The 21,215-nt window shown below is 70.2% G+C and carries 21 protein-coding genes; 2 read left to right on the top strand and 19 right to left on the bottom strand.

Annotation, left to right across the window (positions count from 1 at the left end):
• The first annotated feature begins 63 nt into the window (after positions 1-63).
• Entirely contained in the window at positions 64-4,188 is a 4,125-nt protein-coding gene (gene hrpA / locus IU450_RS07815) for an ATP-dependent RNA helicase HrpA (RefSeq protein ID WP_195149090.1), read from the top strand.
• Between the two features lies 1 nt (position 4,189).
• On the opposite strand, the gene nrdR is transcribed toward hrpA, so the two are convergent.
• The 3 genes from nrdR to IU450_RS07830 all read right to left on the bottom strand — a co-directional run bounded on the left by nrdR (position 4,190) and on the right by IU450_RS07830 (position 6,729).
• Complete coding sequence (gene nrdR, locus IU450_RS07820; protein WP_181725428.1) at positions 4,190-4,660, bottom strand: transcriptional regulator NrdR; 471 nt, start codon at positions 4,658-4,660, stop codon at positions 4,190-4,192.
• Between the two features lie 223 nt (positions 4,661-4,883).
• Complete coding sequence (locus IU450_RS07825) at positions 4,884-6,137, bottom strand: hypothetical protein (protein WP_195149091.1); 1,254 nt, start codon at positions 6,135-6,137, stop codon at positions 4,884-4,886.
• Between the two features lie 124 nt (positions 6,138-6,261).
• Positions 6,262-6,729: a hypothetical protein gene (locus IU450_RS07830; RefSeq protein ID WP_195149092.1), complete on the bottom strand. Its 468-nt coding sequence runs from the start codon at positions 6,727-6,729 to the stop codon at positions 6,262-6,264.
• A 334-nt stretch (positions 6,730-7,063) separates the two neighbouring features.
• Here IU450_RS07830 and lexA point away from each other — a divergent pair, with 334 nt between their 5' ends.
• Entirely contained in the window at positions 7,064-7,792 is a 729-nt protein-coding gene (gene lexA / locus IU450_RS07835) for a transcriptional repressor LexA (RefSeq protein ID WP_195149093.1), read from the top strand.
• 68 nt (positions 7,793-7,860) lie between these two features.
• Here lexA and IU450_RS07840 read toward each other — a convergent pair whose 3' ends face one another.
• From IU450_RS07840 to IU450_RS07910, 16 genes are all read right to left on the bottom strand, one after another.
• Entirely contained in the window at positions 7,861-8,274 is a 414-nt protein-coding gene (locus IU450_RS07840) for a hypothetical protein (RefSeq protein ID WP_195149094.1), read from the bottom strand.
• Between the two features lie 28 nt (positions 8,275-8,302).
• A complete protein-coding gene (locus tag IU450_RS07845; RefSeq protein WP_195149095.1) occupies positions 8,303-8,812 on the bottom strand; it encodes a DUF2231 domain-containing protein in 510 nt (169 codons plus the stop codon).
• An 841-nt stretch (positions 8,813-9,653) separates the two neighbouring features.
• Complete coding sequence (locus IU450_RS07850; protein ID WP_228834180.1) at positions 9,654-10,397, bottom strand: DUF6390 family protein; 744 nt, start codon at positions 10,395-10,397, stop codon at positions 9,654-9,656.
• A complete protein-coding gene (locus IU450_RS07855; RefSeq protein WP_228834316.1) occupies positions 10,397-11,464 on the bottom strand; it encodes a HoxN/HupN/NixA family nickel/cobalt transporter in 1,068 nt (355 codons plus the stop codon). The genes IU450_RS07850 and IU450_RS07855 overlap by 1 nt, the downstream gene beginning before the upstream one ends.
• A gap of 97 nt (positions 11,465-11,561) precedes the next feature.
• Entirely contained in the window at positions 11,562-12,638 is a 1,077-nt protein-coding gene (hypE, locus tag IU450_RS07860) for a hydrogenase expression/formation protein HypE (protein ID WP_195149097.1), read from the bottom strand.
• A complete protein-coding gene (gene hypD, locus IU450_RS07865; RefSeq protein WP_195149098.1) occupies positions 12,631-13,743 on the bottom strand; it encodes a hydrogenase formation protein HypD in 1,113 nt (370 codons plus the stop codon). The genes hypE and hypD overlap by 8 nt, the downstream gene beginning before the upstream one ends.
• Positions 13,740-14,066, bottom strand: coding sequence for a HypC/HybG/HupF family hydrogenase formation chaperone (locus IU450_RS07870; protein ID WP_195149099.1), 327 nt, complete (start codon positions 14,064-14,066; stop codon positions 13,740-13,742). Before IU450_RS07870 ends, hypD begins: the two co-directional genes overlap by 4 nt.
• A 16-nt stretch (positions 14,067-14,082) precedes the next feature.
• The gene (locus IU450_RS07875; RefSeq protein ID WP_195149100.1) at positions 14,083-16,464 is read right to left on the bottom strand and encodes a carbamoyltransferase HypF; all 2,382 of its coding nucleotides are present in this window, start codon (positions 16,462-16,464) and stop codon (positions 14,083-14,085) included.
• The gene (locus IU450_RS07880; RefSeq protein WP_195149101.1) at positions 16,461-16,703 is read right to left on the bottom strand and encodes a HypC/HybG/HupF family hydrogenase formation chaperone; all 243 of its coding nucleotides are present in this window, start codon (positions 16,701-16,703) and stop codon (positions 16,461-16,463) included. Before IU450_RS07880 ends, IU450_RS07875 begins: the two co-directional genes overlap by 4 nt.
• Positions 16,704-16,706: 3 nt before the next feature.
• Positions 16,707-17,213: a hydrogenase maturation protease gene (locus IU450_RS07885; RefSeq protein ID WP_324197584.1), complete on the bottom strand. Its 507-nt coding sequence runs from the start codon at positions 17,211-17,213 to the stop codon at positions 16,707-16,709.
• Between the two features lie 13 nt (positions 17,214-17,226).
• Positions 17,227-17,544: a hypothetical protein gene (locus IU450_RS07890; RefSeq protein WP_195149103.1), complete on the bottom strand. Its 318-nt coding sequence runs from the start codon at positions 17,542-17,544 to the stop codon at positions 17,227-17,229.
• Between the two features lie 22 nt (positions 17,545-17,566).
• A complete protein-coding gene (locus tag IU450_RS41270) occupies positions 17,567-17,686 on the bottom strand; it encodes a DUF6893 family small protein (protein WP_086006670.1) in 120 nt (39 codons plus the stop codon).
• A 16-nt stretch (positions 17,687-17,702) separates the two neighbouring features.
• On the bottom strand, positions 17,703-19,028 hold the full coding sequence (locus IU450_RS07895; protein WP_195149104.1) for a hypothetical protein: 1,326 nt from the start codon (positions 19,026-19,028) through the stop codon (positions 17,703-17,705).
• A complete protein-coding gene (locus tag IU450_RS07900; RefSeq protein ID WP_195149105.1) occupies positions 19,025-19,672 on the bottom strand; it encodes a DUF6084 family protein in 648 nt (215 codons plus the stop codon). Before IU450_RS07900 ends, IU450_RS07895 begins: the two co-directional genes overlap by 4 nt.
• Positions 19,669-20,304, bottom strand: a complete 636-nt coding sequence (locus IU450_RS07905; protein WP_195149106.1) for a DUF5947 family protein — start codon at positions 20,302-20,304, stop codon at positions 19,669-19,671. Before IU450_RS07905 ends, IU450_RS07900 begins: the two co-directional genes overlap by 4 nt.
• A complete protein-coding gene (locus IU450_RS07910; RefSeq protein WP_195149575.1) occupies positions 20,301-21,215 on the bottom strand; it encodes a NifU family protein in 915 nt (304 codons plus the stop codon). The genes IU450_RS07905 and IU450_RS07910 overlap by 4 nt, the downstream gene beginning before the upstream one ends.

Raw genomic sequence — 21,215 nt, forward strand, 5'->3', positions numbered from 1 at the left:
GCTACCAGGGCGTGGGCCTGGCGGGAAAATTCGCTGGCCGCTTTCGCTAGGCTGGTCGATGCAATGACCAGGACAGCCGCCACCGACTCCCGTGAACTTCGCACCCGTCTGGCGAATCTTTCCCTTCGCGACGAACACCGGTTGCGGCGCAAACTCGACAAAGCGCGCGGCGGCGACCTGGGCGACGTGGAAGCCGAGATCGCGGCGGCCGAACTGCGGGTGGCGGCGCGGCGCGCCGCCGTGCCGGAGATTCGCTATCCGGAGCAGCTGCCGGTCACCGCCCGCCGCGCGGACATCGCCGCGGCCATCGCCGAGCATCAGGTGGTGATCGTCGCCGGCGAGACCGGCTCGGGCAAGACCACCCAGATTCCGAAGATCTGTCTGGAACTCGGGCGCGGCATCCGCGGCACCATCGGGCACACCCAGCCGCGCAGGCTGGCAGCGCGCACCGTGGCCGAGCGCATCGCCGAAGAGCTGGGCACCGAACTCGGCGACGTCGTCGGCTACACGGTGCGGTTCACCGACCATGCCTCCGAGCACACTCTGGTCAAGCTGATGACCGACGGCATCCTGCTCGCCGAGATCCAGCGCGACCGGCTGCTGCGCCGCTACGACACGATCATCATCGATGAGGCGCACGAACGCAGCCTCAACATCGACTTCCTGCTCGGCTACCTCGCGCAGCTGCTCCCCCGCAGGCCCGACCTCAAGGTGATCATCACCTCGGCGACCATCGATCCCGAGCTGTTCGCCCGGCACTTCGCGGACGAGGCGGGCAACCCCGCCCCGATCGTCGAAGTCTCCGGCCGCTCGTACCCGGTGGAGATCCGCTACCGGCCGCTCGCGCTGGAGTTGCCGGGCGCCGCAGGAGACGAGGACGACGAGGACACCCGCGTCGTCGACCGGGATCCGGTGGACGCGATCGGTGACGCCGTGACCGAGCTGTTCGAGGCGGGCGACGGCGACGTGCTGGTCTTCCTGTCCGGCGAACGCGAGATCCGCGACACCGCCGACGCCCTGCGCGATCTGAAGCTGCCGCGCACCGAGATCCTTCCGCTGTACGCCCGGCTGTCCACCGCCGAGCAGCACCGCGTCTTCGCCCCGCACAGCGGGCGCCGGGTGGTGCTGGCGACGAACGTCGCGGAGACCTCGCTCACGGTGCCCGGCATCCGGTACGTCGTCGACCCGGGCACAGCGCGGATCTCGCGCTATTCCATGCGGACCAAGGTGCAGCGGTTGCCGATCGAACCGGTGTCCCAGGCATCGGCGCGGCAGCGATCCGGCCGGTGCGGCCGCGTCGCGGACGGCATCTGCATCCGGCTGTACTCCGAGGACGATTTCGAATCCCGGCCCACTTTCACCGAACCCGAGATCCTGCGCACCAACCTGGCCGCGGTCATCCTGCAGATGACCGCGCTCGGGCTCGGTGACATCGAGAACTTCCCGTTCGTGGAGGCGCCGGATCGCCGCGCCATCCGCGACGGCATCGGCCTGCTCGAAGAGCTGGGCGCCCTCGCCCGGCGTGACGGCGGTTCCGCCGCCCGGGCAGGTGGCGACACCGACGCCGCGCTCTCGCTGACGCCGATCGGCCGGGAGATGGCCCAGCTGCCGGTCGATCCCCGGATGGCGCGGATGCTGGTGGAGGCCAACCGCAACGGCTGCCTGGCGGACGTGCTGGTCATCGTCGCGGCACTGTCGATCCAGGATGTCCGGGAGCGTCCCGCCGAACAGCAGCAGGCAGCCGACACCAAACACGCGCGCTTCACGGTCGAGGGCTCCGACTTCCTGGCCTACCTGCGACTATGGGAATACCTCGGCGGTCAGCGCAAGTCGTTGTCGTCCAATCAATTCCGGCGGTTGTGCCGGGAGGAGTTCCTGCACTACCTGCGGATCCGGGAGTGGCAGGACCTGCACGGGCAACTGCGCACGATCACCAAAGGCCTCGGATGGTCGACCCGGACGGACGAGCCGGCCGACGGCGCGCGATCGGCCGGAGCCGACGAGGCGACGCCGGATCGCAAGTCCGGCAACAGAACACGCCGAAACGGCCCGGCGCGCCGCCGGGGCGACGGGCGATCCGGCGCCGACCGGGACCGCTCCGCCATCGCGGCGGCGGCCGTGGACGACGGGATGCCCTGGGATTCCACCGCCATCCACCAGGCGCTGCTGGCGGGCATGCTGTCGCACATCGGGCTCAGGGAGGCGGAATCCCGGGAATTCCTCGGCGCCCGCAACGCCAAGTTCATGATCTTCCCCGGATCGTCGCTGGCCAAGAAGCCGCCGCGGTGGGTGATGGCCGCCGAGCTGGTCGAGACCTCGCGGCTGTGGGGCCGGATGGCCGCGAAGATCGAGCCCGAATGGGCCGAACGACTCGCGGGCGACCTCGTCAAACGCACGTACTCCGAACCGCACTGGTCGTCCAAGCGGGGTGCGGCGCGCGCCTACGAGCGGGTCACGTTGTACGGGATCCCGCTGGTCACCGGCCGAGCCGTGGACTACGGCCGCATCGATGCCGAATTGTCGCGCGAGCTGTTCATCAGGCATGCCCTGGTGCAGGGCGAGTGGCAGACCCGGCACGAGTTCTTCCATCGCAATCGCGCCCTGCTCGACGACGTCGCCGACCTGGAGCACCGCGCCCGCCGCCGGGACATCCTGGTCGACGACGAGGTGCTGTTCGAGTTCTACGACAAGCGCCTGCCCGCCGACATCGTCTCGGTGCGGCATTTCGACAGCTGGTGGCGTTCCGCACGACGAGAAGATCCCGAGCTGCTGGACTTCTCCACCTCCACCGTGGTCAACGAAGGCGCGGCCGCGCTGGATCCGGCGGCCTTCCCCGACTCCTGGCGCCAGGGCGAGCTCAGCTTCCCGCTCTCCTACCAGTTCGAGCCCGGCACCGAGGAGGACGGCGTCACCGTGCGCATTCCGGTGGAGCAGCTGGCCCACGTCCGCGCCGTCGGCTTCGACTGGCTGGTGCCCGGCATGCGCGACGAACTGGCCGCCGCGCTGATCAAGACCTTGCCGAAGGCATTGCGCCGCAGCGTAGTTCCCGCTCCCGACTTCGCGGCCGCCGCACTGGCGGCGCTGCCCCCGCGTGCCGAGCCGCTGCGCGCCGGACTGGCGCGCGAGTTGTCGCGGCTGGGTTCGGTGTCGATCGCCCCCACCGACTTCGACCTCTCCGCGCTGCCCGATCACCTGCGCATGACCTTCGCGGCCGTCGGCGCGGACGGCGCCACGCTCGCACGGGGAAAGAGCCTCGCCGCGTTGAAAACCCAGCTCGCCGAGCAGGTTTCCGCCTCGGTCGCCCGGGCCACCGCAGGGGCGGAACGCCCGCCTGCCACGGTGTGGACCTCCGAATCGCTCGGCACCATCGCGCCGACGGTGCGGCGCGAGGTGGCCGGGCAGACCGTCACCGGATACCCCGCGCTCGTCGCCGAGGGCGACGGCGTGGCGGTCCGGGTGCTCAGCTCCGCCGCGGAGCAGGCCGCCGCGATGCGCCTGGGCACCAGAGCCCTGCTGCTGCGCGCGCTGCCCGCCTCGGCCCGCACCGCCACCGCGGGCCTGTCGCCCTCGGATCGCCTTGCCCTGAGCCAGAATCCGTACGGCTCGCTGGAGGCACTGCTCGACGACTGCCGCGCGGCCGCCGCCGACGAGTTGCTCGCCGCCGCGGGCGGTCCGGTGCACGCCCCGGCGGAGTTCGAGGCACTTCTCGCCCGAATCCGTCCGGACTTCGCCTCCGCCGTCGCGCGTTACGTGCGCCTGGTCGTGCCGGTTCTCGCCGGCGCCCATCAGGTTTCCGCCGTCCTCGCGCGAACCAGCGAGCGCGACATCGCCGATGACGTCCGCCATCAGCTCGACAACCTGGTGTTCCGCGGCTTCGTGTCCGAGACGGGCGCGGCCAGGCTGCGCGAACTGCCCCGCTATCTCCAGGCGGCGGTGGTGCGACTGGAGGCGCTGCCCGGCTCGGCCGTTCGCGACCGGCAGGGCATGGCCGAACTCGATCGGGTGCTCGGCGCTTACAGCCGCTTCGTCGAGTCGCTACCGGCGAACCGCAGACATGCGCCCGCGGTCACCGAGATCTGGTGGATGATCGAGGAATTGCGCGTCAGCCTGTTCGCGCAGAAGCTCGGCACCCCGTTCCCGGTGTCCGCCAAGCGAATCGAGAAGGCGATCGCCGCGGTCCGGCGCTGAGTCAGTCCGCGGCCGACAGCGCCTCGGCGCGCGCCCGGCGCATGTCCCTGATCTCGCGTTCGAAATCCTCGGCCGAGGTGAACGACCGGTAGACCGAGGCGAACCGCAGGTAGGCCACCTCGTCCAGGTCGCGCAGCGGGCCCAGGATGGCCAGCCCCACCTCGTGACTGGGCACCTCGGGAGAACCCTTGGCGCGCACCGCGTCCTCCACCTGCTGCGCGAGCAGGTTCAGCGCGTCGTCGTCGACTTCCCGGCCTTGGCAGGCCCGGCGCACGCCGCGGATGACCTTCTCGCGACTGAACGGCTCGGTGACGCCGCTGCGCTTCACCACCGACAGGATGGCGGTCTCCACCGTGGTGAACCGCCGCCCACACTGCGGGCACGCGCGGCGGCGGCGGATGGCCGCGCCTTCGTCGGCCTCACGCGAGTCCACCACCCGGGAGTCGGGGTGTCGGCAGAACGGGCAATGCATCCGAGAAATCCTTCGTCGATGCGCGTGCTCGCGTCCGGACCGGGCGCCGATGGCGGCGATCGGTCCGGCGAGCCCGTGTACAGAGGTCTATACCCCGGCACCAGGCATACACCGTGCGACACGCGGAATGGTGCGACACGCGGAATGCCTGCATAACACTTCGAGGATACCCGTCCGGGTCCCCGGATCGTCGCACTCACCCCAGGCAACCGGACCGGCTCGCTCATCCGGTGATCTGCCAGTGGGCGGTCAGGTCGGCGAGGATGTCCGGCAAACGGGCGGCGAGGCGGCCACGGGCCAGCTTGCCCCAGAACGCCTCGCCGAGTACGGCGGCGGCCAGCACGGGGTCGGTCTCCAGATCGATGTGCCGGGGTACCAGGTCACCGGTGATGTAGTCCCATCGCGTCTCGCGATCGGCCCAGTTGAAGGCGGGCAGTGGCACGCGCAGCGCGAGGCTGCGGCCTCCGACATCGGCGTTGACCACGGCCGGTGCGAACACGCCAGGGGCGCGGACGCCGGGGACGGCGGGTTTGCCCGCGAGGGTGCTGACGTAGGTGAGAACGCGGCCGATCGGCGCACGCCCCGCCGAGGTTTCGTCCCACTGGTCGGCGACGACGTGATTCTGCTCCCGGTCGGTCATCCGGATCAGCGCGTCGACGTAACCGTCCCGGGTGCCCGCGGCGATCGACCGCCAGGCGGCGCGGATGTCGTCGTCGAGCACGCCCGCCGCGTACATCTCCTCGATTCCGCGCATGCCGAGCGCGAGGTAGGCCTCGTGCATCGGTACCAGATCGGTGAAGATGTGCTTCTGCATGATCATCAGGCGCGTCTGGTACCAGGCTACGTCCGCGGCACTCAGGCGGGAGCCCTCGGTGGCGAGCAGACGGATGTCCTCCGGCAGCGCACGCACCAGTTCCGGCGGGGTCGCGCGCAGGAGGTCGGCGACCGCGGCGCCGAGCTGATGGATGCCCGGCACGTCCAAGACGACGCCCACGTCGCTCATGTCGAAGAAGCCGGAGGCGAACGATCCGCCCGCGATCCCGGCCAGCCCGGCCCAGTAGAACTCCGGATGCTGGGTGGCCAGCCGCAGATAGTTGACGTACACCTGGTTGAACGTGCGTTCGTTCGCACGGGGGCCGCGCCCGGGATCCCAAGCCGCCACATCGATGTCGGCGTTACGGGTGGCGATGACCAGCCAGTACTGGTGGAGCAACGTCGCGTACCGGCGCGGCGCCACCGAGTCGGCCCGCGCCTGCCGCAATGCCTCCGCGAGGTCCGCTTCGTCCAGCGGCAGCAGGGGATTGAGCCCACCCGCCCCCGTACCGTCACCGTTGACGGAGGGGAGATCGAGATACGCGGCGTAGGCCGGTTCCGCGTGGGCGGTGGCCGCCGCGCCCATGCCGAAAACCAGGCAGAAGGACAGGGCGGCCGCGCGGGCGAGCAGGCCGACCGAGCGGCCTGCGGTGAGGAGTGTCATGTGCTGAAAGGTCCCGACATCGTTCGGGCTGTGTTGCCCGGATCACGTTTTCAGCACGGTAGCAACACGTTCTAGTTTGTCGATCAATAATTTCGGCCGCCCGCGATGGCCGATTTCCTTGCCCTCAGCGGGGATAGGCGCCCTCAGACGCACCGGAGTCGTGCACCATCGCCGGTACCGACCCACCGGGTCCGCCGCCCCACTCACCGGCCCGCACATGCGCCAGGGCGATCAGACCCACCACCACGAGGGCGGTGAGCAACGCGGTGACGGCGAGCGCCGCGAAACCGATCCGAGCCTGCTCGACCCGGCGCATCGGGTGCTCGCCATAGGCGCGCCGGCGCGTGAAAGTTCTTGCGCCACGGTCGTAATCGACCATGCCGCCACCCGGGCGAGCGCCGAGCGGCCGCCGATCGACCGCGGACCGGCGCGCGGGCGTCAGCGCCCGTGCGCGCGCACCGCCGGGCAACAACCGCCGAGCGGTCTCGTATCCGAGATCGTCCTCTGCCTGGTCGAGACCGGCGACGCCGCGATCGAGTTCCGCAGCCGTCGCGTCGATGGATGGGGTGCTATCGCTGAGCGCAGTGCGCATCGGACAAACCTCCGTGTGGGTGCTCCGTCGCCATTCGAGCCGGAGTCGCCATTCGAGCCGGACTCCGCTGTGTTCGCTGTGTTCGCTGTGTTCGCCGTGTTCGCCGTGTTCGAACACATGTGCAATCCTCATTCGCTCATGTGTTCGAAGAACTGGTGTTCGATTTCTACCACGGTCCGGTGACAAAGTCAGCAGAAACGCCCGACATGCGTCGAACAGATGTTTGATCGAGCGACGCGACCGGACTAGATTCGAAGAACCGAAGACAGGACAGGTCATGCAGACACAAGCCGGGCACACCAACCGCCTGGCACGGCAGGAAAGGGCGGTTGCGGTGAGGCACACGGACGACACGGGCGACGAGACCGACAGCGGCGCCGACACGGCGGGTAGCGGGGCGGATCTCACCGTGCGTCAGCGCAAAGTGCTGGAGGTGATCCGCACCTCGGTGAGCGAGCGCGGCTACCCGCCGAGCATCCGGGAGATCGGCGACGCCGTGGGACTCACGTCCACCTCGTCGGTCGCCCATCAACTACGCGCGCTGGAGCGCAAGGGCTATCTGCGCCGGGATCCGAATCGGCCGCGCGCAGTGGACGTCCGGGGTTTGGACGAGGTGGTGCGGTCGGTGACCAGCCTGCCGGTGGCCGCGGTGGACGACGGTGAGGTGACCGTCGACGTCGACCGGCCCGTCCCCACGTTCGTCCCGGTGCTCGGCCGGATCGCCGCCGGTGGCCCGATTCTGGCCGAACAGGCCGTGGAGGACGTCTTCCCGCTGCCGCGCGAACTGGTCGGCGACGGTTCGCTGTTCCTGCTGAAGGTCGTCGGCCAGTCCATGATCGACGCGGCGATCTGTGACGGTGACTGGGTGGTCGTGCGGCAGCAGAACGTCGCCGACAACGGCGACATCGTCGCGGCGATGATCGATGGCGAGGCCACGGTGAAGACGTTCAAGCGCACGGGCAAGGACGTCTGGCTGATGCCGCACAACCCGGTCTTCGAACCGATCCCCGGCAACGACGCGCAGATCCTGGGCAAGGTCGTCACGGTCATCCGCAAGATCTGACGCCGCGCCCATAGTTCGATGGCCGCGCGGAAACCCGCGCGGCCATCGCTCGTCACGGGTTCGGGCGATCAGCTCTCGCCGACGCCGAGTGCGGTCAAGAGCACCAGCACGACGGTCACCACGGCCAGGACGCCGTGGCCCGCTACGACGGCGACAGGAAAGTGCCCTTCCGGGGGTCCGGCCGTACCCGCGGACCGGGCGCGGTAGGTGGGGATCCAGCGCAGCAGCATCGCGAATCCGAGCAGCGCGACCGGGATCAGCAATGCGAACGCGACCCACGCCAGCGATTCGGTGTCGACGAAGAGGTACACGATCCAGAGAATCAATCCGGCCACGGCGAGCGCGAAGTGACCGAAGACGACCGGCGCGGGCAACTGGGTCGAGTTCGGTTGCCGTGCACCGCCCCGCGCGATCCACGTGCCGAGCAGGAAGAAGCCGCCGCCCGCGGTGAGCAACCAGAAAACCAACGCGGCGATGCCCATGTGTGCCTCCTGACGGATGAGAAGGGATTCAGTGCGTGAAGCCGCCGGCCTGGGTGGCTTCGTCGGCGACGCGCACGCCATAGCGATAGGCGAGCTTGCCGCCGAGATACCCGGAGACGGCCAACGCCCCCAGCGCTACCACCGACAGCGCGAGCGGCCCGGCCGCGACCGGGACCCGCGTATCGGCGCCCTGCCGCCACACGAAGCCGACGGCATAGGCGAGGGTCACCAGCAGGTTGAGGGTCATGTGCAGCAAGCCGGTGCGGAAGGCAGGGGTGCCGGTCGGAATCGCGAGCAGATCGAGGAATCCGATCGTTGCCGCGACCAAGGCGCCGAGGACGCCGATCGCGATCAGCCACACCGATCCCTTGACCAGGAACTCCGGATCGTCGACGAACCGGGACGCGAGGTCGAACACGAGACTGGCGACCCACGCGCCGATCGGGACCGTGACCAGAATCGGATGGAACGGATGCCCGTACGGACCGGCCAGCACGGCGCTCACCGGCCGCTTCCCCTGCCGCAGATCTCCGCTCATCGCATACCTCCGCCGAGGTCGATTACATTGTCATCCCGCCGACCACGACCGAGCCGGATTCCGTCCCGGCTTGCCCAGGCCGCTCACTCTCGCATGGACATCGAGCCGGGACCGATAGCCCGCCACTCCTCGTGCGTGCGGATGGTGGATTTATTACGGTCGAATACGATAAACGCGTACCCGCCGCGCAGGACATCACACCCCGCATCGGTAGATGAATATCGACGTTTGTGGCGATTTTGCGGCCAGTCGAATGGTCGGCGAGTGACGCTCCGTTTCGGTCGCCGGTATGGTGACCGAAACATCACCGGCACGCCTCACCGCGGGATCATCAATTCCTTTTTTTCCTACCTGTGGGCGGCTACGGCATCATCGGCATCATCGGCATCGGCATGCCGGGGAACATGCGATTCCACCAGTCACGTGCCATCCCCATCATCTGGTCCATCACGGTAGTTCACCTCCCTTCGAGCAGGACTGGAACGCGAATCCGCTCATCGGGCACGAAGGCGAGGGAACGCTACGATACGCCGTGAGAATCACCGGGAACAATTTTTGGGTGCAATGAATTTTTTCGCCCTGGCAACCATCGGCGAATCCACGCGTCGCTCCTCGAGGTCGGGCTCGACAGCCATATACATCATACTCCGCACACCGGTTGCCGAAACACGCCGACGATCTCCGGAATTTCGCCGAACCGTCGAGTTCGGAGCAATTCCGAAGATCGGACCCGTCCGCCCGGACCGGAGCGATCGCTATCGGCGCGCTGACGGTGACGGGCTCGATGGTCTGCCGTCGAAGCTCGCCCGGGCTCGGCGTGCGCGATCGGCAGCGCAGCTCGTCAGGTCGCCGGGCTCCGATGTGCGGCCAGTCGCCGATTGGTGACTTCCAGTTGGCGGACCGTCCCCGCCTCCAGAGCGTTCGCCTGGGCATCGTCCAGCCGCCCGCACAGCCGCCCCCAATGCACCGCCACCTGCTCCCCCGCCACCACGTCCGGCACCGCCGCATACCCGTCCACCCGGATCGGCACCGACCGCTCCGTCTGCGTCGACAGCGCGAGACGCTCGCCGTCCCAGTCGAGCCCGCGACAGCGCAGCACGACCTCGCCGCCGGTGCGGTCGAGCACCGTTCCCCAGGTGATCCGGCAGCTGTCGAGCACGTACAGGGGATGGTCGTTGCCGTGCCGGAGCAATCGGGACCACGGGTAGACGCCGAAGACGTGGAAGCAGTGGTTGGCCGCGGCCTCCTCGGCCAGCCGGGGGGTCAGGTGCGTCCAATACCCGCCCGCGACCGGGCCGAGCAGGCCGAGCAGCTCCGCGGTGAACTCCCGCGGGTCCAGGTCCGCGCCGATTCCGCCACCCAGCCAGTAGGACTCGACGAGCCGGTGGTCCAGCGGGTCGGCGAGACCGGTCATCCGCGCCATCACCTGCAGGTAGGGCCATGCGCCGGTGAACCGGCTCGCCACCGCGCGCACCTGCTCGTCCGAGCCGTCTCGCAGGGCGGCCGAATCGGGCGGCCCGCAGTAGCCGAGCCGATTGGGGGCGTAGGCGTACCGGGCGAACATCTCCGCTCCGCTGCCCGCCATCAGCAAGGCCTTTCGTCGGCGCGCCCTGGAGTCCACCGCTGCTCGAGCCGGCCGAATCGCCACACCGCGACGGCCACCGCCCAGGTGAGCACGAACAGCCCGACGATGAGGAAGCCCATCGCACCGAGGTCCAGGCCGCCGACCCAGGCCAGTGGGCCATGGGCGATGCCGAACTCGTCGGCGAGCAGCGCGATCATCTCTTGTGCGCCGATCAACAGGGCCACGGCGACCGACAGAGCCGTGACGACGATGTTGTAGTAGACGGTGCGCAGCGGCCCGGCGAACGCCCACCCGTAGGCGTAGTTCATGAACGCTCCGTCCAGTGCGTCGAACAGGGTCATACCGGCCGAGAACAGCACGGGCAGCACCAGAATCGCGTACCACGGCAGGTCGGTCGCCGCCGCGCCGCCCGCGATGACCAGCAGGCTCACCTCGGTGACGGTGTCGAAGCCGAGGCCGAACAGCAGCCCGACCGGATACATCTGCCACGGTGCGCGCACGGCCCGGGTCAGCGGTCCGATCACGCGTTGCAAGGCGCCGCGGTCGTTCAACTTCTGCCGCAGCGCGGCTTCGTCGTAGGTCCCGCGGCGCATCCCGCGGAAGACCCGCCAGATCCCGATCAGCGAGGCCAGGTTCAACAGGCCGATCGCGAGCAGGAAGGTGCCCGAGATTCCGGTGCCGAACACGCCGGTCCACCGTTGCAGCCCGGAGTTCTCGTCGCGCAGGTTGCCCGCGAGCGCCTTGACACCGAACGCCAGCAGCGCGACGAGGACGAAGACGATGGTGGAGTGCCCGAGGGAGAACCAGAACCCGACCGACAGCGGCTTACGTCCGTCCGCGACCAGCTTGCGGGTGGTGTTGTCGATCGCGGCGATGTGATCGGCGTCGAACGCGTGCCGCATCCCGAGGGTGTAGGCCGTGACCCCGAGACCGACGCCGAACACCGCCCCGTCCACCACGTACCCGCCGGGGACCACGAGCAACAGCAGCGCCGACCAGCCGAGGACGTGCAGCGCGACGACGACCGACGCCATCCCCGCCACGCCGCGCCGCTGCCGCCCGTCCAGCCGGGCCAGCGGGCCGCGCGGCGCCGCGGGAGTATCGGCGATCCGAACGATGACGCACCACCTCGCCTTCTCGCTGCGGACCGGTTCGGGTCCGCCGTCAGCAGATTCGCGGCAGCTGCTCGCCCGCGGGCAGATCCACCACGCGCGTGCCGCCGAGCGCCGTGCGGGCCACCACCATCCCGGGATGCTCGGCGACGCACCGGCCGATCGCCGCGGCCTGCGCGCCCAGCGGATGTTCCCGCATCGCCGCGAGCACGCGGTCGGCGTCCTCGGGCGGGACGAACGCCAGCAGCTTGCCCTCGTTGGCCACGTACATCGGGTCCAGGCCGAGCAGTCCGCACGCGTCGCGCACGCCGTCGGGCACCGGGAGCTGCCGCTCGTCCAGCGCCACCCCGACGTTCGCGGTGCGGGCGATCTCGTTGAGCGAGGCCGCGACCCCGCCGCGGGTGGGATCGCGCAGCACGTGCACGTCGGCGCCGGTCGCGAGCATCGCCGCGACCAGACCGTGCAGCGGCGCGGTGTCGCTGAGCACGGTGGTGCCGAACTCCAGGCCCTCGCGGCAGCTGAGCACCGCGACACCGTGCACACCGATGTCGCCGCTGACCAGCACGACGTCACCCGGCGTGGCGCGCTGCGGCCGGATGTCGACGCCTGGGCCGACCACACCGATCCCTGCGGTGTTGATATAGATCCCGTCACCGTGCCCGGCGTCGACGACCTTCGTGTCGCCGGTGACCAGCTGGACCTCCGCCGCGAGTGCGGCGGTGCCGACCGCCTGCGCGATCCGCGCGATGTCGGCCAGCGCGGTGCCCTCCTCCAGGATGAACGCGGTGGACAGCACCATCGGCCGCGCACCGGACATGGCCAGGTCGTTCACCGTGCCGTTGACCGCGAGTTCGCCGATCGTGCCTCCGGGGAACACGATCGGCTTGACCACGAACGAATCGGTGGAGAACGCCAATCGCGCACCGTCGAGCGTGACGACCGCGGAGTCGGTCAGATCCCCGGTGGCGGCCGAGCCGAACGCGGGCAGGAACAGATGCTCGATCAGCTCGCCGGACATCGCGCCGCCGCCGCCGTGACCCATCACGATGTTCGGCGAATCCCGCAGCGGCATCGGACAGACCCAGCCCTCCATGTCGATCGTCGCGGGGGAGGCGCCTTCCTCACGCATGTGCCACCTCCGCGGGCAGATCGAGACGCCGGTACAGGTAATAGGCGGCGCACGCGCCCTCGGAGGACACCATGGTGGCGCCCAACGGATTACGCGGCGTGCACTGCTTGCCGAAGGCGGCGCACTCGTTCGGTTTGATCAAACCCTGCAGCACCTCGCCGGAGCGGCAGATCGTCGACTCGGCGGTGTGCATGTCGCCCACGGCGAAACGGTGTTCTGCGTCGAACTCGCGATAGCGATCCGACAGCCGCCAGCCGCTGCGCGGGATCACGCCGATGCCGCGCCAGCCCCGGTCGGTGACCTCGAACACGTCCTGCAGCATGGCTTTGGCCGCGGGGTTTCCCGCCGCGGACACCGCGCGCGGATACGCGTTCTCCAGTTCGTGCCTGCCCGCCTCCAGCTGCAGCACGGTGCGCCGGATGCCCTCCAGGATGTCCAGCGGCTCGAATCCGGTGACCACCATCGGGACCCGGTATCGCTCGGCCAGCGGCGGGTACTCGTCGGTGCCCATCACGGTGCAGACGTGCCCGGCCGCGAGGAACCCCTGCACCCGGCAGGTCGGCGACTCCATGATCGCGGCGATGGCCGGCGGGACCAGCACATGCGACACCAGCAGCGAGAAGTTCCGGATGCCGAGCCGCTGGGCCTGGTACACCGTCATGGCATTGGCCGGTGCGGTGGTCTCGAAACCGATGCCGAAGAACACCACTTCGCGATCGGGGTTCTCCTTGGCGAGGTCGAGCGCGTCCAGCGGGGAGTACACGACCCGCACGTCACCGCCCTCGCTCTTGACCCGGAACAGGTCCTTCGAGCTGCCGGGCACACGCAGCATGTCGCCGAAGGAGCAGAAGATCACGCCCGGCTGCGCGGCGATCTCCAGCGCCTTGTCGATCACGTCGAGCGGGGTGACGCAGACCGGGCAGCCGGGGCCGTGGATCATCTCGATCTGATCGGGCAGCAGCTGGTCGATGCCGTGGCGGATGATCGAATGGGTCTGGCCGCCGCAGACTTCCATGATCGCCCAGCGCCGGCTGGTCGCGGCGCGGATCCGATCGAGCAGGTGCTGGGCCAGCTCGGGGTTGCTGAATTCGTCCAGGTACTTCATGACGTCGCCTCCGGTTGCTCGCGTGGTGGCTCGGCGGCGGGATTGTCCACACCCGCCTGCTTGGCGGCGATCTCGAAGCCGTCGCCGAATTCCTCGTTCAGTACACCGAGGTGCTCGAACTCGGCCAGGGTGCGCAGCGCGGACTCCTCGTCCAGCCGCTGGATCGCGAAGCCGACGTGGACCACGACGTAGTCACCGACCGCCGCGTCCGGGATGTATTGCAGGCACACGTCCTTGTGCACGCCGCCGAAGTCGACGACCGACATCAGCGTGCCGTCCCGCTCGTGCAGGCTGAGCACTTTGCCTGGTACCGCAAGACACATCGTTGCTCTCCTTCGCTCATCCCTCGCTGCACGCGAGGAGTTGCCCGAACGCGAGGCCGCCGTCGTTGGGCGGCAGTCGGCGGTGGGTGATCACGGTGAACCCGCTGTCGCGCAGCAGCGCACACGATCGCGCGAGCAGCAGGGCGTTCTGGAAGACTCCGCCGGACAGCGCGACGACCGTCGTCGGGGCGGCGTAGCGGAGCGCGAGGTCGAGGACCAGCCCGGCGAGAGCCGCGTGGAACCGGGCGCCCACCACCGATGCGGGCGTGCCCGCGCGAACGTCGGCCACCACGGCCGCCAATACCGGCGCCGGATCGATCACGGCGGGATCGCCGTCCGCCAGTGGGAACCGGTAGGCGGTGGCGCCTTCCGCGCCGGCGCGGGAAAGTCCTTCCAATTCGATCGCCGCCTGGGCTTCGTAGTCGACCACGTGGCGGACGCCGCACAGCGACGACACCGCGTCGAACAACCGGCCCATGCTCGACGTGGGTGCGCAGCCCAGTCCGGTCCGGAACTGGTGGGCCAGCACCGATCGCTCGGCGGGCGGGCACGCGGCGACCGCGGGAATGCCCTCGTCCCAGCCGATCCCGGCCGCCTGCAGATGCGCCAGCGCCATGCGATAGGGCCTGCGCACGGCGAGATCGCCGCCCGCAAGCGGCACGTACTTCAGGTGCGCCAGACGCCGGTAGCCCTTGTAGCCCGCCAGCAGAACCTCGCCGCCCCATACCGCGCCGTCGGGACCGAACCCGGTGCCGTCGAAGGCGATCCCGACCACCTGCTCGGTGGCGCCGAGCCCGTGCTCGCCCATGACGGCGGCGATGTGCGCGTGGTGGTGCTGCACGGTGTACACGGCGCGCTCGCCGGCGTTCCTGCGCGCCCACGCGGTGGAGCGGTAACCGGGGTGTGCGTCGGCGACCAGCTGCGCCGGGCGTACCCCGGTGAGTTCCCCGAGGTGCCGCTGCGCGGCGTCGAAGGAGCGCAGCGTCGCCAGGTCGTCCATGTCGCCGATGTGCTGGCTCAGCCAGGCGTAGCGGCCCTCGGCCATCGCGCAGGTGTTCTTGAGGTCGGCGCCGACGGCGAGGGTGGGCGGCAACGGAACCGGCAGCAGCAGCGGCAGCGGCGCGTAACCGCGCGAGCGCCGCACGGGCAGTTCGCTGCCGTCGAGCGAGCGCACCACCGAGTCGTCGCAGGGCACCAGGATGCGCCGGTTGTGCGACAGCCAGCCGTCGGCGAGCCCCGCGAGGCGGGTGCGGGCGTCGTCGTCCCGGTAGCAGATCGGCTCGCCGCCGAGATTGCCCGAGGTCATCACCAGCACCTGCGGGCCGGGCGGGTCGCCGGGCAGGCCGAACAGCAACAGATGCAGCGGGGTGTAGGCGATCATCACGCCCAGATCCGGGTTGCCCGGGGCCACCGATGGGGCCGGGATCGGGGGCGATCCGGCAGTGTCGTCTTCGAGCACGGCGATCGCCGAGGCCGCACCTTCGACCGGTCCAGCGGTAACGCCATCCGCGCCGACGACCGAACGGGCGTCTCCCGGCGCGGACCGGCGAGCGAGCAGCACTATCGGCCGAGCCGGGCCGGTCAGCAGCGGCGCGGCGGCGGCGTCGACCGCGACGATGGCCCGCGCCGTGGCGAGGTCCGGGACCATCACGGCGAAAGGCTTGTCGCCGCGGCGTTTGCGCCTGCGCAGCTCCGCGACGGCCGACTCGTTGGTGGCATCGCAGGCGAGGTGGTATCCGCCGATGCCTTTTACCGCCAGGATGCCGCCCGAGCGCAGCAGCCGCCGCGCGGCCGTCAGCGGCGCACCGGCTCCCGGACCCGTATACGCGAGCGTGGGACCGCAGTCGGGGCAGGCGATCGGCTGGGCGTGGAAGCGCCGGTCGGCGGGATCGGCGTACTCCCGCGCGCACCGGTCGCACATGGCGAAGTCGGCCATCGACGTCCGCTCGCGGTCGTAGGGCAGGCTCGCGATGATGGTGAAACGCGGACCGCAGTTGGTGCAGTTCACGAACGGATGGCGATAGCGGCGATCGCCGGGATCGCGCAACTCGCGTTCGCAGTCCGCACAGATCGCGACGTCGGGTGAGGCCAGCGTGCGCCCGCCGCCGTCGCGCGTGGTGTCCGCGATGTGGAATCCGGTGCCGCCGCGCACCGGGATGTCGGCCTGCTCGACCGATTCGACCACTGCCAGCGGGGGCGGCCGCAGGCGCAGCCGCTCGGCGAACTCGTCCAGACCCGTCGGCGCGCCCTCGATTTCGATGACGACTCCGCTGCTGTCGTTGCTCACGCTGCCGGACAGGGCCAGTTCGGCGGCGGTGGTGTAGACGAACGGGCGGAACCCGACGCCCTGGACCACGCCGCGCACCAGGAGCCGCCGCCGCAGCCGCTCGGTGGTCACGGCAGGTCTCCGCGTTGCAGCAGCCGCAGTCCGTCCAGCGCCGCCGCGGCGCCCGCCTCGTCGGTCTTCTCCACCGCGAAGCCCATGTGGATGATCACCCAGTCCCCCGGCCGCGCCGGATCCTCGTCCAGCAGGCCGATGTTCACCCTCCGCTGCTCGCCGGACACGTCGACCAGCGCGATCTGCTCGTGGTAGCCGTCGGGGATCTCCATCACCCGCCCGGGGATGCCGAGACACATCGGTCAGTCCTCCTGTCGCGCTGTGGCCGGTGGAAGCGGCGCGGCAGCCTCTGCGGCGCCGGCCTGCAGTAGGTCTGCGAGCACACCGCCGACGGCGGCGACCGCCTCGTCCACCGCGGCGGCGACCGGGGCGGACAGGCCGATGCCCTCGTCCACGCAGGCGACCTGACAGCCGATCACCACGGTCGGCGGCAGCACGCCGCCCAGGGCGCGCACCCCGGCGAAGACGGCGTCCGGGCTCATCGCGTGCGCGTCGAGTTGCGCGGCGGCGGTGTCCTCCTGCGCGGCGCCGAACACCTCGACCCGGCCGGGCGCGCCGCGACCGGGCACCGCGTCGACCAGCACCAAAGCGTCCCAGGAATCGAGCAGGTCGTAGGCGAGGTGCATGCCGCGGATGCCGTAGTCCACGACGCGCACGCCGGGGTCGGGGTGGCGCGGCAGCCGCCGCACCACCTCAGGTCCGAATCCGTCGTCGCCGAGGAAGATGTTGCCGATCCCGGCGATCAGCACCGCGGCCGTGGATTCACCCCTCTTCCTCGGTGGGCGCCGTCGCGCCGCCCACGCGCGCGTCGTCGACCTTTCCGGTCGCCGTCTCGCCGGGGGCGTTGGCGGTCTGCTTGCGCTCGCCATAGGGCGGCGCCGCCGATTCGGTGCCGGACGGTGCCTGCGAGGTGAACTCGGTCTCCTTCTTGGCGTCCTGCGAGTGCGCCGAGGTCGTCTCCTCGTGCCCGATGTCCCCGGGCTCCCGGTCCGCCGGTCCTCCGGCCGCTACGTTGGCGCCGGTGTCGCGCGAACCCGGCGCGCCCCGTGCCGATTGCGGCTCTTCGCGATGCTCAGCCATGATGCTCCTTTCCGGTCGGCCGCTACATGTGCCGGATCTTCAGGTATCGCCGGAGATCCGGTATCGACCGCACGCCGAGGTACAGCCCCGCCGCCACCAGCACGGCGACGACAGTCGTCGAGACCACTCCTACGGTTTCCATAGCGGACTTCCTTTCACTACTCGGGGCCGTCGAGCGGCTCCAGTTCGTCGGGTGCGAAATACAGGTAGCGGCCGTACCATTCGTGCAGTTCGGCCGCTGGGTCGTCGTCGAGCACGACCCCGACGTGCGCCTGCCCGTCCACGTCGGCGTGGACCGAGACGACCCGGGCGCGGCGGCCGTCGAAGAACAGATCCTGGGCGTCGGCCCGCCGCGCGGGATGCAGCCGGACGCTGCTGCCCTTGCGCACCAACACGCCCGCGACCGGCACCGCGTCGGAGTCCGGGCGGACGGCGGCGTCGGCCAGCGGGTCCCACCAATCGATGCCCTCGGGGATCTCCGGTATCAGCCGGGGGCGATCGGCGTACGGGTCGCGCAGAACGCCGTGCAACTGCCGCATTGCGTCGGGTGTCATGGCCTCGCAGCGGTCGATGATCTCCGCCGCGCGCGGATCGGTGGCCCGCGCCTGCGCCTTCTCGGCGTCGGTCATCGTCAGCACCCGCAGCGTGAGGATCTCGTCGATCTCGGTGGAGTCGAACAGCGCGCCTTCGCTCTGCTCGGCGATCTCCGGGTGGTCGTAGAGGATGATCGGCGAGATCAGCAGCATGCTGTAGTCGCCGGGCGGACCGGCGAGCACCGGGAAGCACCGGTACCGGTCGCAGCGGGCGGCCGCGGCCACCGCGCCGGGCGGCGGCTCCAGCAGCGAGACGAACTCACCGCCGGTGACCTCCGCGATGACGTGCGCGCCGATCAGCGAGCGGGCGATGGCGTCGCGTGCGTCGGCCGCGGGCCCGCCCACGTTGCGCAGGACGACCGTCAGCCGTAAGAAGCCGTCGTCCCGGTCGGCCGCGAGTTCGAGTTCGCCCGCCAGCGGCAGCCGGGTCCGCACGAAGGCGCCGTCGGCGGGGGCGGATGCGGTGGTGATTTCCTCGGTGTCGGCACCGCCCGGGATGTCCAGCGGCCGGACCAGACGCCCGGGCGTGACCGGGCCGACGACGACCTCCCGTTCGACCGCCTCGTCCCAGGACAGCCACGACCGGTCGCCATCGGTCAGTTCCGGGACGGGCGTACCGTCGCCGTTCACCACTTGGCGGCGCTGCAGCTGAAGGAACCGGACGGTGAGGGTGAGCTGGGGATTCTCGCCCGGATCGAGCAGGCACTGCGCGGACAGGATCGATTCCTCGCCGAAGCCCGCCGCGGCGGCCCCCTCCGGCCCCAGCACGCCGAACTGCCATCGCGACTGGTTCTTCCGTGCGTCGGCACGGTAGGGGTAGAGCAAGTAGCCCTCGTAGAGCACCGCGTCGGCCACCGCGCGAGCGCGGGCGCGGGATTCGGCGGAGGTCACGACGCCTCCTCGGAGCTGGTCAGCAGCCGGGTCACCGCGTCGTCGAAGCCGAGCAGGCCGTGGCCGGATTTGTAGGCGGCGAGCGCTTGCAGAGTGTCGTTGTGCAGGCGCACCCACCCGGAATTGGGGAAATGCGCGGCCATCAGGTCCTGCCAGACCGAGACCGGCATGTCGAACTTGTCCTCGCGGTCCCACGGAATCTGCTGCACGGCGAAACCCGAACTGCCCCGGATGAAGACCGTCCCGCTGAACAGGAACAGCAGCGGAACCACGCCCTCGCGCAACGCGTGCAGGTACTTCGATCCGGTCACCTCGAAGTCGTAGGTGCACGGCATCGGCAGATCCACTTCGGCGCCACCGGTGAAACCCGGAACCATGGTGGCGCAATGCATCCAGAGGAACGAACGCTGGGTCTCGTGCCACCGCTCGCGCGGGCCGAACAGGTCGACCAGCCCCGCGCCCTCCTCGTCGGAGTAGCCGCGGCGGAACGGCTCGATGCGTACCTGCGCGCGCAGGGCGATGGCGTGCACGGGTTCCTCCGCCAGCGCGGCGATGCCGACGCGCGCGGACAGGATCGGCGCGACCGCGTACGGCTCGGGTTTCATCTCGAGCACGGCGAACGTCGTCGAATACACCGGACTCATGCCGCACCACCGGAGGTCGCGCGCGCCGACGCCTCGGCGAAGAACTGCTCGAGATATCGCCGCACGTCCTGACCGCCGTCGAACCCGCGCCACAGCAGCCGCATCCGGCCGACGAACTCGTAACACGCGTCGATCGGCAGCAGCAGGCAGGCCGCCCGCTCGGTCCGGCGGTCGGGCACCCGGATGAGCAGTGCCTCCACGTCGGGGGCGAGCACGTCCAGCTCCGGATGCCGCTGCAGGATCGCGTTCCACTGCTCCAGCGGCAATTCCGATTCCGTCGCGCCCGCAGGCCCCGGATAGAACGCCACGGTCCGGTTCAGCGCGGAGTTGCGGAAGAAGAACGCCAGGCTCACCGGGATCTCCAGCGCATCCCATTCCGCCTGGCTGATCGTGAAATCAGGGAACGCGAGATACCGATCCGGCACCGCGCGATAGCGCAGCGCCGCGTTCTGGTCGACGAACAGCAGATAGCAGGCGCGGCACACGCACATCAGCTGCCTGCCTTCGACGTTCACGACGTGCTGATGCTCGTCGGCGATCGGCTCCGCGCACATCTCACACCGTTCGCCGGGGCGGGCCTGCGGCCTGCGATCTGCGGCGATCCGTTGTAACGCGCGGAACGGCGTGCTCACCCGTGCACCCCCACGGGCACCGCCACCGACAGTTCGCCGGAACGCACGAGCACCGGAAGCGGCTCGAGGTGCCCTTCGCCGTCGACCCGGGCGCCCGCGTGCACCACGTCGTAGTGCGCCCGGCAGCTCGGGCACCGCAGTACCGCGTCACCGACCGGGAATCCCACGCGGCGCTCCAGTGCCGCGCCCGCGAGGGAGCGGTCGCATCCCGGACAGTGGTCCCGGTAGGCGTACAGCTCCTCGCCGACCCGGCAGGCCAGCACGGTCAGTCCGGCGACGTCGAACCCGCCGACCTCGCCCGCGCTCAGCTCGGCCAGCTCGGGGACCGCGACCCAATTGCCGGGACGGCGGTCCTCCGTGTGCACGCGCGAGAACAGCGAGTCGGCGGAGATCACCCCCGCCGACTCCGTCTGCGCGGCGACGACTTCGATGGACTCGATCTCCGGCGCCGCGGCCCGCACCGCGTCCTCCACGGCCAGCTCGAGCGTCACCGACGAGGACGGGCAGCTCTTGCAACTGCCCGCCAGCTCCAAGCGGACCACGCCGTCGACGATGTCGACCAGGTGCACGTCGCCGCCGTGCGAGCCCAGGTACGGGCGCACGCTGTCCAGCGCGTTGCGCACCCGGGTGTCCACGTCGTGCGGGTGCAAGCCGTGCACGAGCAGCAGACTCGCGACCAGATCGTCGCGGGCCAGCTGCTCGACCGCCGCGGTGTCGAGCAGCCCGACCATGCGGGTCAGCCCGGCGCCGTAGAGTTCGACGAGTTCGCGCACCAATTGCTCGGCGCGCTCGCGGGCGAGCGCACCGCCCGCCGAACTCGCCTCGAGCAAAGTCTCGATGCGATCGCCGGCTTCGCGCCACCGGGATTCACCGAGCGTTGCGTCGTCCTGGTCGTGCGGGCGATCCTCCAC

It is taken from the genome of Nocardia abscessus (genome assembly GCF_015477775.1).
Lineage (GTDB): Bacteria > Actinomycetota > Actinomycetes > Mycobacteriales > Mycobacteriaceae > Nocardia > Nocardia abscessus_A.